Below are 12668 nucleotides of genomic sequence, written 5' to 3'. Positions count from 1 at the left end.
GCCGCCTGGGACGCAGCACGGTCCCGGTGACGGAGCTGTCCTTCGGCGGCGCGGGCATCGGCAACCTCTTCACGCCGGTCACCGACGAGCAGGCACACGAGGCGGTGACGGCGGCCTGGCACGCGGGCATCCGCTACTTCGACACGGCCCCGCACTACGGCCTCGGCCTCTCGGAACGCAGACTGGGCGCGGCCCTCGCCGGTCGCGACCGCGCGACGTACACGCTCTCGACGAAGGCGGGCCGCGTCCTGGAGCCGACGGCCTCCGCCCCGGACACGGCCGACGACCTGACCGACGGCGGCTTCGCGGTCCCCGCCACCCACCGCCGCGTCTGGGACTTCAGCGCCGACGGCGTCCGCCGCTCCCTGGAGTCGAGCCTGACCCGGCTCGGCCTCGACCGCATCGACATCGTCTACCTCCACGACCCCGACGACCACGCGGAGCAGGCGTTCCGCGAGGCGTATCCGGTCCTGGAACGCCTGCGTGCCGAAGGCGTCGTCGGTGCGATCGGCGCGGGCATGAACCAGGCGGAGATGCTCACCCGGTTCGTCCGCGACACGGACGTGGACGCGGTCCTGTGCGCGGGCCGCTACACGCTCCTGGACCAGCGGGCCCTCGTCGAACTCCTCCCGGCCGCGCAGGAACACCACGTCTCCGTGGTCATCGGCGGCGTCTTCAACTCGGGCCTCCTGGCGGACCCGCGCCCCGGCGCGACGTACGACTACGCGGCGGCACCGGAGGCGCTGCTGGACCGAGCGGGCCGTTTCAAAGCCCTCGCGACCCGCCACGGCACGACGCTGCGCGCGGCGGCCCTGGCCTTCCCGTTCGGCCACCCGGCCGTGGCGAGCGTGCTGATCGGCACCCGCTCACCGGACGAAGTCACGGATGCGGTACGGCAGTTCAGGGCATCCGTGCCGCCGGACCTCTGGCAGGAAGCCCGCGCCGAGGGCCTCCTGCCCGCCGACACCCCCACCCCCGAGGAGGAGCCGCTCCCGTGAGGATCGCCCTGCACACCAAGGCCCGCGCGGACCGCATCGAGGAGTACGAGGCGGCACACCGCGAGGTCCCCGCCGAACTGACCGCCGCGATCCGCGCGGCGGGCGCCACGTCGTGGACGATCTGGCGCAGCGGGGCGGACCTCTTCCACGTCCTGGAGTGCGAGGACTACGCCCGTATGCTCGCCGGACTGGAAGGACTCCCCGCCAACATCGCCTGGCAGGCCCGCATGGCGGAGCTGCTGGACGTGGTCCACGACTACTCGGCGGAGGGCGCGCGGGCGGGCCTCCCCACGGTATGGGAACTTCCATGACCCGCATCGACGCCCACCACCACGTCTGGGACCTCTCGGTCCGCGACCAGGACTGGATCAAGGGCCCCGAACTCACCGCGCTCCGGCGCGACTTCACCCTCCCCGACCTGGCCCCCGAGGCGCAGGCCCACGGAGTGACGGCCACGATCCTGGTGCAGACGATCACGGTGCCGGAGGAGACGCCCGAGTTCCTGGCCCTGGCGGCGCGGAGCGACCTGGTGGCGGGGGTGGTGGGCTGGACGGACCTGACGGCTCCCGACGTGGCGTCCGCCCTGGCGGCCCTCCGCGAACTCCCGGGCGGCGAGCACCTGGTGGGCATCCGCCACCAGGTCCAGGGCGAACCGGACCCGGAGTGGCTGCTCCGCCCCGACGTCCGCAGGGGCCTGGCGGCGGTGGCGGCGGCGGGCCTCACGTACGACTTGATCGTGACCCCGCCCCAACTCCCTTCCTGCGTCCGAGCGGCCGCGGCCCTCCCCGAACTGACCTTCGTCCTGGACCACTTGGGCAAACCCCCGATCGCCTCGGGCGACCTGGAACCCTGGTCCACCCACATCCGCGCCCTGGCCGGGCTCCCCAACACGGTGGCCAAACTGTCCGGCCTGGTGACGGAGGCGGCACCGGGCAAGTGGACGCCGGCGGACCTGCGCCCCTACACCGACACGGCCCTCGACGCGTTCGGCCCGTCACGCCTGATGTTCGGCTCGGACTGGCCGGTGTGCACGGTGCGGGCTTCGTACGGTGTGGTGGTGGGTGCGGTGGAGGAGCTGACGGCGGCGCTGACGCGAGAGGAGCAGGCGGAGATCTTCGCGGGAGCAGCGCGAAGGGTGTATGTGAGCCCGTCCGGCGTGTGAGGGCGAGCAGCCCCTCAGCCCCCCAGCCGAGAAGCCGGAAAGAACTCCCGCACCAGCTCCCGCTCCCACCAGTTCCCCGTCCCCCGAAGCCCGTCCCAGGACGAGTACCGATACCGATAGAGCCGAGCCCGCACCGCCGCAGGCCGCACCCCCACCCCGAACGGACTCCGCCGCAACAGCCGAAGCGTGTCCCGGTCCCCCTCCAGCAACCGCTCCATCAACCCCCCGAACCACGCCTCCGCATAAGCGGGCGAGAGCGCCGCGAACCACATCATCCAGTCCAGCCGAAGGTGACAGGGCGCGAACTGCCGGGGCCGCCGCCCCGGATCCCCGGGCTTCCCCTTGAACTCGTACGGAAGCCACTCCGCCGCGTCCCCCGCCTCCACCGCCCCCTCGATGACGATCTCGTACCGCACTCGGCTCACGCTCCCGAACGCCCCATAGGAATTCACGAGATGGAGCGGATCGAACGAGGTGTTCATGACCTGCCGCCGCGAGACCAGATTCAGCACCGGCCGGTAACTCAGCAGCACCAGCACACATCCCACAAGGACGACCACCACCTCGTACCAAAGAGGAGCGCTCCCGTACGAGGACGAAGAAGGAGATGTCCCGACCCCGAGCACCGAGAAGTCCACGACGGACAGGCCGAGCGCGATCGTCAGCCAGTTCAGCCACGCGAAGTTCCCCGACAGCACCAGCCACATCTGCGTGACCACCATCAGGCACGCACCCCACGTGGCGATCGGCTGCGGGGTGAACAGCAGGAAGGGGACGACGAGTTGGGTGACGTGGTTGGCCGCCACCTCCATCCGGTGCACCGGCTTCGGCAGATGGTGGAAGAACCAGCTCAGCGGCCCCGGCATCGGCTGCGTCTCATGGTGGAAGTACAGACACGTCAGCTTCCGCCAGCACGCGTCCCCCCGCATCTTGATGAGCCCGGCCCCGAACTCGACGCGGAACAGCACCCACCGCAGCAGGAACAGCACCAGAACCGGCGGCGCGACCTCGTCGTTGCCGAGGAAGACCGCCAGGAACCCCACCTCGAGCAGCAGTGACTCCCACCCGAAGCCGTACCAGGTCTGGCCCACGTTCACGATCGACAGGTACAGCAGCCACGGCACCGCCCACAGCGCCATCGCGCCGCCGAGGGGCAGCAGTCCGTCCACGCCCGCGAGCAGCGCCGCCGCGCACCCGGCGCCCGTCCAGGCGACCGCCGCGAACAGCCGGTCGGAGTAGCGGAGTTGGAAGAGGCTCGGCGCCCGCCGGAACGGCACCCGGGCCACGTACCGGGGCACGGGCAGCATCCCCCGCTCCCCGATGAGCGCACGGAACTGCCGCGCCGCCCCGAGGAACGCCACGAGGTAGACGGCGGCCAGCACCCGCTGGAAGACCAGCCGGCTCAGCCCGTAGTCGGCATCCGTGAACCACTGCACGTGCCCATTGTCGCGCCGATCGTGACGCTGAGTGAGAGGTGCGGCTCAGGTGGCGTGAGAGTCGCCTCCCCCCATGCGATCTCGCCCTACTCCTCCCAGAATGGGCCGAAATGCCCCGGCAACAGGCGGGAGACCCCCGGTGCGCACACCGACCAGGACCTACGCGGCGGCCTTCGCGATATCCATGGCCCTCGCCGTGGCGGGCTGCTCCAGCGGCGGCTCCAAGGACGCCGCGAGCACGGCGAGCAGTGGTGAGGAGCTCTTCCTGCAGCCCGTGGCCGCCCAGGGCCCCGACCCCTTCACGGACTCCACCGCCACCTCCACCGCGACGCCCTCGCCCGTCGTCACCCGTTCGCCGGAACCGGCGCCCACGGGTTCGTCCTCGCCGACCGCCCAGGGCCTGCGCTCCATCCAGGGCGGCACCCCCGGCCTGTACGGCGGCACGCACAACATCGGCAGCTGCGACGTCGGGCAGCAGATCCGCTTCCTCACCTCCGACCAGACCAAGGGCCGCGCGTTCGCGCAGGCGTCGGGCATCGCGCAGGCGGACATCGCGAGCTTCCTGCGCGGGCTCACCCCGGTCGTGCTGCGCGCCGACACCCGGGTCACCAACCACGGCTTCCGGAGCGGGCAGGCGACCAGCTTCCAGTCGGTGCTCCAGGCCGGCACCGCCGTCCTCGTCGACGAGCGCGGCATGCCCCGGGTGCGCTGCGCCTGCGGCAACCCGCTGAAGCCCCCGGTCGCCCTCAAGGGCAGTCCGCACCACGTCGGGCCCCGGTGGAACGGCTACCGGCAGGGCCAGGTCGTGATCGTGACCCCGGCGCCGCAGCCGATCACCAACATCACGATCATCAACATCATCAACAACACCTGGATCGAGCGGAAGATCGGCGACGAGGACGCGAAGCGCGACCGCGTCGTCCCGAAGCCCAAGCCGAAGCCCTCCCCGCCCACGCCGGACCCGAGCAGCCCGAGCCCCGACCCGGACTCCTCCTCGCCGGACCCGGACGACACCTCGCCGAGCCCCGACGACGAGAGCCCCTCGCCGGACGGCACGTCGTCGAGCCCGGACGAGGGCGACTCGACCAGCCCGAGCCCCGAGACGACGGAGTGCCCGTCGCCCGACCCGGCCAACCCGGGGCAGTTCCTGGACAGTCCGAGCCCGTGGCCCAGCGGCTGCCCCTCGCCGAGCGCCTCGTCGGAGGAGCCGCCGCCGCCCGTCCCGCCCGAGCCGCCCCAGCCGCCGAACCCGGAGCCGGTGGTCCCGGACCAGCCGGACACCCCGGACCAGCCGGACGGTGGCGGGGCGGTCCCGCCGGGCGACCCCGACCTGCCGTCGGACGACACTGGCCCGGGCGTCTTCGAGAGCTGAGGCGCGAGCCTTCGCCGGGCGTCAGCTCTCCTCGCGCACCACGACCACCGTGCACGCCGCGTACTGCACCACCTGCTGGCTGACCGAGCCGAGCATCGCGCTCTTGAAGCCGCCGTAGCCGCGCGTCCCCACCACCAGGAGGGACGCCGACTGCGACTCCTCGACCAGCACATGGGCCGGGTCGCCCTGGACGGCCCGGCCCTTCACGGCGTCGGGCACCGTGCCGCCGGGGAAGGTCTCGGCGAGAGCGGTGGCGAGCTTCTCGCGGGCCGCCTCCTCAGGAGTGACGGGTTCGCCGTCGCGGCCCTTCGCTCCCATGTTGAAGGGGTTCGTGGACCACTCCCAGCTCATGACGGCGTGCACCAGGCCACCGGCGAGTTCCGCCTGTCCCGCGGCCCAGCGCAGGGCCGCCAGCGAATGACGCGACCCGTCGACACCGACGACGATCAACTGCTTTTCCTTGCTCACCACGTGACTCCTGACGTCTGGTCCGGTTTCTGTGATCCCGGTGAAACCCTCGCATTGAAGGACAGGAGAGGGCGAATGCCAAGGAGAAATGCCATTCTGAACGTATGGCCGCAAACCCCTCCGACCGCTCGGGCGAGCAGCGCCCCGTGGTCGCCGCCGTGGACGGATCGGAACCCAGCCTGAAGGCGCTCGCCTGGGCGACGCGCGCGGCGGGCCGGATCGGCACGGAGCTCGTGGTCGCCCACGTCCGGCCGGGCCACGACGGAGGCGACGCCGACCCCGTCCTGTCGGCCCTGCCCGGCGGGGGCGGGGCGGACGGCCCGCCCACCCGCCATGTCTCCCTGGAGGGCGACGTCGTCGGCGCGCTGCGCGACCAAGGAGCCCGGGCCCGTCTCCTGGTCCTCGGCTCACGCGGCCGCGGCGGCTTCGCCAGCCTGCTGCTCGGGTCGACCAGCCGGAAGGTCGCGGGCAGCGCGCCCTGCCCCGTCGTCGTGGTCCCGCACGACGACCGGACGACCGACGCGGGCACTCCGGGCGACCAGGTCGTCCTCGGCCTGCACCCCACCGACACCGCGGACGCCGTCGTGGGCTTCGCCTTCGCCGCGGCGGCCGCGCAGCAGCTGCCGCTCCTCGTGATCTCCGCGTACCACGTGCCGCCCTCGCCCGCGCTCCTGATGAACTCGCCGCTCGACGCCGTCGCCCTGGAGACCGTCATGGACGGCAGCGAGGGCACCGCGGCGGCCGAGGGGGAGATGCGGCGGGCGCAGGCGGAGCGGCTGCGCCCGTTCGCCGAGCGGTACCCGGACGTGGCGGTGACCGCGGCCGCCGCGCCCGCCGACGCCGCGGGCCCGATCGTCGACGCGTCCGGGACCGCCGCCCTCGTGGTCGTCGGCCGCCACCACCGCAGGCTGCCCGACTCCCTGCTGCTCGGCTCCGTGGCGCACGCGACGCTGCACCACGCGCACTGCCCGGTCGCCGTCGTCCCCGCCGCGGGCGACGACTGACACGCGCCGCCCGGCCCCGCCTCGCCGAGCGATGCGCGCGGGCCGCGTCTAGCGTGGGCGCATGGACCCGGGAACAGGGGCTGGCGACACGGCCGCCGGGAGCGGCGGCCGCGATGAGCCGCAGGCCGAGGGGCACGCGTCCGAGGAGCACGCGTCCGGTTCAGTGAACGAATCAGGCTCCGGCTCAGGTGCTGCCTCAGGTTCCGGCTCAGGCGTTGCCTCAGGATCGGCCTCAGGCTCCGCCTCGTGCACCGGCTTCCTGGAGACATACGGCCCCGCCCTCGCGACCGGCTCCTTCGACTGGGATCTCGACCGCGGCCAGATGGACCTCGACGACACGGCCCTGCGCCTGTTCGACGTGCGCCGCGACGAGTACAACGGGCGCCCCGAGTCCCTGTCCGACCGCGTCCCGCCCGTCCAGGCCCACCGACTCGACGCCCTCGTCTCGCAGGCGCTCAAGGACGGCAGTGCGTCCTACGGCGCGTACTTCCGCATCCGGCGCCGCGACGGCAGCCCCCAGTGGACCCACACCCACGGCTACATCCACCGCGACGCGAACGGCCGCCCGTACCGCATCGTGGGCCTCCTGCGCGACGCCACCCAGGAGCTCGGCGACACCACGGCGCTGCCCGAGCGCGTCGCCCAGGAGGCCGAGCGGTACCGCACCACGAGCCTGGTGCAGAACACCACGGCGGCCCTCGCGCACGCCCGTACCGTCCGGGACGTCATCGACGTCCTGAAGGACACCCACGGGCTCGCCCACCTCGGCGCCTCGAACCTCGTCATGGGACTCGTCGAGGCGGGCCGGATCCGGCTCGTCGCCGAGGGGCCGGTGGGCAGCTTCGTGCCGGGCACCCGGTTCACCCGGGTCGACGAGCCGTACCCGATGAGCGAGGTCGTGCGCACGATGGCGCCGCGCTTCATCGAGTCGGCGGAGGAGTTCGCCGCCGAGTACCCGCTGCTGTGGCCGCACATCGAGCACCTCGGGATCACCTCCGCCGCGTATCTGCCGCTGATCGCGCAGGCCCGGCCCATCGGGGCGCTCGGCCTGCTCTACGAGCGCAAGACCGGCTTCCCCGAGGACGAGCGCAACGTCCTGGTCGCCCTCGGCAGCAGCATCGCGCAGAGCCTGCAGCGGGCCATGTTCTACGAGCAGGAGAGCGACCTCGCGCAGGGGCTCCAGCAGGCGATGCTGCCGCGCACCATCCCCGGCGTGCCGGGCGCCGACATCGCGGTGCGCTACCGCTCCGCCGCCCTCGGCCGGGACATCGGCGGCGACTGGTACGACGTGATCCCGCTGCCCGGCGGCCGGGTCGGCGCCGTCATCGGCGACGTCCAGGGCCACGACACGCACGCGGCCGCCGTCATGGGCCAGCTCCGCATCGTGCTGCGTGCCTACGCCGCCGAGGGCCACACCCCGGCCACGGTGATGGCCCGCGCCTCCGGCTTCCTGCACGAGCTCGACACCGACCGCTTCGCGACCTGCCTGTACGCGGAGGCCGACCTGTCCACGGGCGTCGTGCAGTTCGTGCGGGCGGGCCACGTCGACCCGCTGCTCCAGCTCACCGACGGGAGCTGCCGCCGGGTGCCCGTGGACGGCGGGCTCCCGCTCGGCCTCTCCGCCGAGTTCGGCCGCCTCGAATATCCGGTCACCACCCTCGAACTCGACGCGGGCCAGACCCTGTTGCTCTACACCGACGGCCTGGTGGAGGAGCCGGGCGCCGACCTCGACGACGGGCTGCAGGCCCTCGCCTCGCTCGCCGCGACGGGACCGCGCGACCTCCAGCAGCTGGCCGACCGGCTCTGCGGGATCACGGACGGCCGGGGCGGCGACGACGACGCGGCGCTGCTGCTCCTGCGCCGCCGCATGATCGACGCCCCACAGTCCGGCGGCCGCCTCCAGCAGCACGTCGCGCCCAGCGATCCGGAGGCCCTCGCCGAGTCCCGGCACATGATCCGGGCGGCGGTCCGCGCCTGGGGCGCCCGCGAGCGCTCCGACGAGATCGAGCTGGTCGCGGACGAACTCATCACCAACGCGCTGATGCACACCGACGGCTCCGCGATCGTGACCCTGCGCGTGCTCACCGGCACCGACCGGCGCCTGCGCGTCGAGGTGGAGGACTCCTCCAGCGCCCTGCCGCGCCGCCGCGAGGCGGGGGAGTCCGGGGTGTCCGGGCGTGGCCTGCTCCTGGTGGACCGGCTCGCGGACGTCTGGGGCGTGGACTCGCGGGGCACCGGCAAGTGCGTGTGGTGCGAGTTCATCGTGCCCGCGCGAGACTGACGCGACGGACCACGACAGACGGGAAGGGGCATGCCGGAACTCCCCGAAGTCGAGGCGCTCAAGGACTTCCTCACCGAGCACCTCGTCGGCCACGAGATCGTCCGGGTGCTGCCCGTCGCGATCAGCGTCCTCAAGACGTACGAGCCCCCGCTCACCGCCCTCGAGGGCCGCACCGTCGAGGGCGTCGCCCGCCACGGCAAGTTCCTCGCGCTCGACACGGGCGGCCTCCACCTGGTCACGCACCTGGCCCGCGCGGGCTGGCTGCACTGGAAGGACCGCCTCCCGGACGGGCCCACCCGTCGCCCGACCACCGCCCCTCACCGACGCGCTTCGCGCGACCCCTGCTCGTTGCGGCCGGGCAAGGGCCCGTTGGCGCTCCGCGTCGCCCTGGAGACCGGAGCGGGCTTCGACCTGACGGAGGCGGGCACCCAGAAGCGCCTGGCCGTGTATGTCACCGACGACCCGCGGACCGTCCCCGGCATCGCCCGGCTGGCCCCGACCCTCCCCCAAGGTCTTCAGGACCAGGGGGGACCCCCAGCCCCCGGCTTCGACGAGGCGCGCCTCGCGGGCCTCCTGGAGGGCGAGCGGCGCCAGTTGAAGGGCGCGTTGCGCGACCAATCCCTCATCGCGGGCATCGGCAACGCCTACAGCGACGAGATCCTCCACGCCGCCCGCATGTCCCCCTTCAAGCTAGCCGCGAGCCTCACCCCGGACGAGACGCACCAGCTGTACGAGGCCCTGCGCGGCACCCTCACCGAGGCCGTGGAGCGCTCGCGCGGGGTCGCGGCGGGGCGGCTCAAGGCCGAGAAGAAGAGCGGCCTGCGCGTGCACGGCCGCACCGGCGAACCCTGCCCGGTGTGCGGCGACACCGTGCGCGAGGTGTCGTTCGCGGATTCGTCGCTGCAGTACTGCCCGACGTGCCAGACGGGCGGCAAGCCCCTGGCGGACCGCCGCATGTCACGCCTGCTGAAGTAGCGGGCCAGGAAGCCGCCAGGTCCCGGTCGGCTCAGGCCCGCAGCGTCAGCAGCCGCCGCCCGTCCTCCGTCCGCACCTCGAACCGGCTGATGTCGCGCCGGTGCAGCGCCGCCCCGCCGCGCGTGGTGGACGACCGGGCGGGGGAGTGCCACGTCGTGACAATCTCCTCGGAGCCGTCGTCGGCGACCGCGACCAGCTCACAGATCCGCCTCCGCGCGCTGTCCGTCACGGTGAGCCGGACCTCCGTGCCCCAGGTGCGGTCGCGGGCCGTGAGGGTGGCGGCGACCCCGGTGCGGCCGTCGCGCGCGCTGATCCGTGCCGGGCCCGACCCGGACGGCGTCAGGATGCCCGCCGCGGGGCCCGCGAGGGCGAGCGCCACCGCCGCCGCGACGGCGCACAGGCCGCCCCGCCGGGCCCGCTCCCGCCGCTGCCCGCGGGGCGCCCGCACCAGGCGGTCCAGGAGGCCGGGGTCCGGCCTGGCGAACGGTTCGACGGGGGCCGGGGTCACCCGGCCGTACAGCTCCAACAGGTCGGCTGCGGGGGTGAGTTCGTCGATGCGGCGGACGCAGTCGGGGCACTGTGCGAGGTGCTCCTCGAAGCGGAAGGCGTCCGCGGTGCCGAGGACGCCGAGCGCATAGGCGCCGACGTCACGATGCCGCTCCAGGGACCTCATGGCATTCCTCGCGGATGGGGGGACGAGTGCCCTCCCGTACGCAGCGGGCGGCCGAATCACTCATGTCACGCCGCACGAGCTCCTGGTGAGGCATCGTCAGCTCCCGCTGGTGACCCGGGTGATCCAGGCGATGCGGGTGATCCGGGTGACCCGGGCGATCGTCAGAAGAGGTGGATCGCCAGGTGCCCGAGCGGGAGGCCGAGCCGCCAGGCCGGGGTCCACACCTTGGGTCCCTCGTCCTCGCCGGGCACGGCGCCGCCGCCGGGCACCGCGTCCAGGTCGGGCGCGAGCAGCTCGGTCTCCTCCAGCCAGCGCCAGGCGGCGTCGGCGAGGTCGAGGTCCGGGCTCGGGGCGCGCGCCGCGGCGGCGGCCTCGGCGAGCCCGTCCATCCGCTCGCGCACCCACTCGCGCCACGGCTGGTCGTAGGCCGTCAGCGACAGCCAGTTCTCCAGCTGGGTGATTACCCGGATCCCGGACAGCTCGCCCTCGGTGTCGGAGAGGTAGATGGTGAGCGCCAGGGCGTCGCGCCCGGCGCGGTACTCGAAGGACGTGGGCGGCATCAGGTCGCCGGTGCGCAGCAGCTCGTCGGCGATGTACTCGGCGTACAGCCACGCCATCGGCACGCGCAGCTCACCGCCGCTGGAGCCCTCGGTGCTGTCTCTGCTCTCGTGCTGCATCGCGCTCCGCCTTCCTCCTTCTGTCCGTGCGCGTCACCGGCCTCTGGTCCCCGATCCGGAACACGGATAGAGGACAGCCGAGTACTCAACGGCCTTGTGAGCAAGGCGCTTTACCGAGCCTTGACCCGGGCTCCGGTTTCCTCGCAGGTCAGAGCGGTCGTGTTCAACGAGTCACATGGCCCGGAAAGTTGAACCCCTTTTAGGGACCCTTGCGGGGTTGTTCCTTGACTCTCTGATATCTCCATATGTGGATTCATATCGACGCATTTTTCCGAAGATCCCCGAATCCACGGAGTCTGGTCGATGACACAGCGCACCCTGCGCGGCCCGAGCGCGCGGCGCACGACGGCCGTCCTGGTGGCCGCCCTGATCGGCGCCACCGCCGCCTGCACGGCACAGCAGCCATTGTCCGACGGCACGGCGGACGGAGCGAAGAAGCCCGCCCCGAACGCCCCGCACGCACCGAACGCCCCGCACGGCAAGGCGCGGCACGGCGCCGAGCCCGCCCCCTCCGCCCTGGGCGGCGCGACCGCCCCGCGCGGCTTCACCCTCGTCGCCTCCGGCGACGTCCTGCCGCACGCCTCGATCATCCGCCAGGCCCTCGCCGACGGCGGCGGTGACACCTACGACTTCGCGCCGATGCTCGCGGGCGCCAAGTCGGTCGTGTCCAAGGCCGACCTGGCGATCTGTCACATGGAGACGGTGTACGGCGAGAACGGCGACTACACCGGCTACCCCACCTTCAAGTCCCCGCCGCAGGTGGCCCGCGCCCTCAAGGCCACCGGCTACGACTCCTGCTCGGCCGCCTCCAACCACACCCTGGACGACGGCTCGGCCGGGGTCCGCCGCACCCTGTCCGCCCTCGACAAGGCGGGCGTCAAGCACGCCGGCTCCGGCCGCACGGCCGCCGAGGCCAAGTCCCCGGCCTGGCTGCGCGCGGGCGGCGCGAAGGTCGCCCAGCTGTCGTACACGTACGGCACGAACGGCATCCCGCAGCCGCAGGGCAAGCCCTGGACGGTCAACGTCATCGACCGCGCCCGGATCGTCGCGGACGCCCGCGCGGCCCGGAAGGCGGGCGCCGACGTGGTCGTGGTCTCCCTGCACTGGGGCACCGAGTGGCAGGACGAGCCGGACGGCCAGCAGCTGCGCCTCGGCAAGCAGCTCACCGCCGCCCGCACCGGCGGCCGCCCCGACGTCGACCTGATCCTCGGCACGCACGCGCACGTCCCGCAGGCGTACGAGAAGGTCGGCGGCAAGGACGGCACCTGGGTCATCTACGGCATGGGCGACCAGATCGCCGGTGACATGATCAACCACGAGGACGCCCACGACCCGCGCGGCAACCAGGGCTCCATCGGCCGCTTCACCTTCGTTCCGCCCGCCAAGCCGGGCGGGCGCTGGGAGGTCAAGAAGGCGGAGTTCATCCCCATGTGGTTCGACACCGACGCGGGCCGCGTCGTGAACCTCAACCGCGCGGTGGCGCGCGGCGCCGAGGTGAGCGAGGTCCGCGACCGCATCCGACGCATCGTGCTGAGCCGTGGCGCGGGCAAGAGCGGCCTGGTGATGGGCCAGTAGCGGTACGAGGGGGGGCGGGGCACCCCGCTCCGCCCCCCTCCGCTCTC

General features: G+C 73.1%; 12 protein-coding genes. 8 read left to right on the top strand and 4 right to left on the bottom strand.

Annotated elements, in window-relative coordinates; all coding sequences use genetic code 11:
- Positions 1-26 precede the first annotated feature (26 nt).
- From ACQB60_RS14815 to ACQB60_RS14805, 3 genes are read left to right on the top strand one after another with little or no spacing between them, the layout of a single operon-like run.
- On the top strand, positions 27-998 hold the full coding sequence (locus ACQB60_RS14815) for an aldo/keto reductase (RefSeq protein ID WP_496926418.1): 972 nt from the start codon (positions 27-29) through the stop codon (positions 996-998).
- Positions 995-1309, top strand: coding sequence for an L-rhamnose mutarotase (locus tag ACQB60_RS14810; RefSeq protein ID WP_496926417.1), 315 nt, complete (start codon positions 995-997; stop codon positions 1307-1309). Before ACQB60_RS14815 ends, ACQB60_RS14810 begins: the two co-directional genes overlap by 4 nt.
- The gene (locus ACQB60_RS14805) at positions 1306-2160 is read left to right on the top strand and encodes an amidohydrolase family protein (RefSeq protein WP_496926416.1); all 855 of its coding nucleotides are present in this window, start codon (positions 1306-1308) and stop codon (positions 2158-2160) included. Before ACQB60_RS14810 ends, ACQB60_RS14805 begins: the two co-directional genes overlap by 4 nt.
- A gap of 14 nt (positions 2161-2174) precedes the next feature.
- Here the strand turns inward: ACQB60_RS14805 and ACQB60_RS14800 are convergent, their stop codons facing one another.
- Positions 2175-3596 carry a lipase maturation factor family protein gene (locus tag ACQB60_RS14800; protein WP_496926415.1) on the bottom strand — a complete coding sequence of 474 codons (1422 nt, stop codon included), beginning with the start codon at positions 3594-3596 and terminating at the stop codon, positions 2175-2177.
- Between the two features lie 139 nt (positions 3597-3735).
- On the opposite strand from ACQB60_RS14800, the gene ACQB60_RS14795 reads away from it, so the two are divergent.
- Entirely contained in the window at positions 3736-4968 is a 1233-nt protein-coding gene (locus ACQB60_RS14795) for a DUF6777 domain-containing protein (RefSeq protein WP_496926414.1), read from the top strand.
- A 21-nt stretch (positions 4969-4989) separates the two neighbouring features.
- Here ACQB60_RS14795 and ACQB60_RS14790 read toward each other — a convergent pair whose 3' ends face one another.
- The gene (locus ACQB60_RS14790) at positions 4990-5436 is read right to left on the bottom strand and encodes a universal stress protein (RefSeq protein WP_496926413.1); all 447 of its coding nucleotides are present in this window, start codon (positions 5434-5436) and stop codon (positions 4990-4992) included.
- Positions 5437-5540: 104 nt separating this feature from the next.
- On the opposite strand from ACQB60_RS14790, the gene ACQB60_RS14785 reads away from it, so the two are divergent.
- The 3 genes from ACQB60_RS14785 to ACQB60_RS14775 all read left to right on the top strand — a co-directional run bounded on the left by ACQB60_RS14785 (position 5541) and on the right by ACQB60_RS14775 (position 9696).
- Positions 5541-6440, top strand: coding sequence for a universal stress protein (locus tag ACQB60_RS14785; protein ID WP_496926412.1), 900 nt, complete (start codon positions 5541-5543; stop codon positions 6438-6440).
- A 322-nt stretch (positions 6441-6762) separates the two neighbouring features.
- A complete protein-coding gene (locus ACQB60_RS14780) occupies positions 6763-8721 on the top strand; it encodes a SpoIIE family protein phosphatase (protein ID WP_496926411.1) in 1959 nt (652 codons plus the stop codon).
- A 30-nt stretch (positions 8722-8751) separates the two neighbouring features.
- Positions 8752-9696, top strand: a complete 945-nt coding sequence (locus ACQB60_RS14775; protein WP_496926410.1) for an Fpg/Nei family DNA glycosylase — start codon at positions 8752-8754, stop codon at positions 9694-9696.
- Between the two features lie 31 nt (positions 9697-9727).
- On the opposite strand, the gene ACQB60_RS14770 is transcribed toward ACQB60_RS14775, so the two are convergent.
- Together ACQB60_RS14770 and ACQB60_RS14765 are read right to left on the bottom strand one after the other, a co-directional pair.
- Positions 9728-10369, bottom strand: a complete 642-nt coding sequence (locus tag ACQB60_RS14770; RefSeq protein WP_496926409.1) for a zf-HC2 domain-containing protein — start codon at positions 10367-10369, stop codon at positions 9728-9730.
- A gap of 161 nt (positions 10370-10530) precedes the next feature.
- Positions 10531-11046 carry a hypothetical protein gene (locus ACQB60_RS14765; RefSeq protein ID WP_496926408.1) on the bottom strand — a complete coding sequence of 172 codons (516 nt, stop codon included), beginning with the start codon at positions 11044-11046 and terminating at the stop codon, positions 10531-10533.
- 303 nt (positions 11047-11349) lie between these two features.
- Between ACQB60_RS14765 and ACQB60_RS14760 the strand changes: the two genes are divergently transcribed.
- Positions 11350-12621: a CapA family protein gene (locus ACQB60_RS14760; protein ID WP_496926407.1), complete on the top strand. Its 1272-nt coding sequence runs from the start codon at positions 11350-11352 to the stop codon at positions 12619-12621.
- Positions 12622-12668 lie beyond the last annotated feature (47 nt).

This window comes from Streptomyces odontotermitis (genome assembly GCF_050510915.1).
GTDB lineage: Bacteria > Actinomycetota > Actinomycetes > Streptomycetales > Streptomycetaceae > Streptomyces.
Note: the sequence above shows the minus strand (reverse complement) of the source record. Positions and strands in the feature narration are given on the sequence as shown.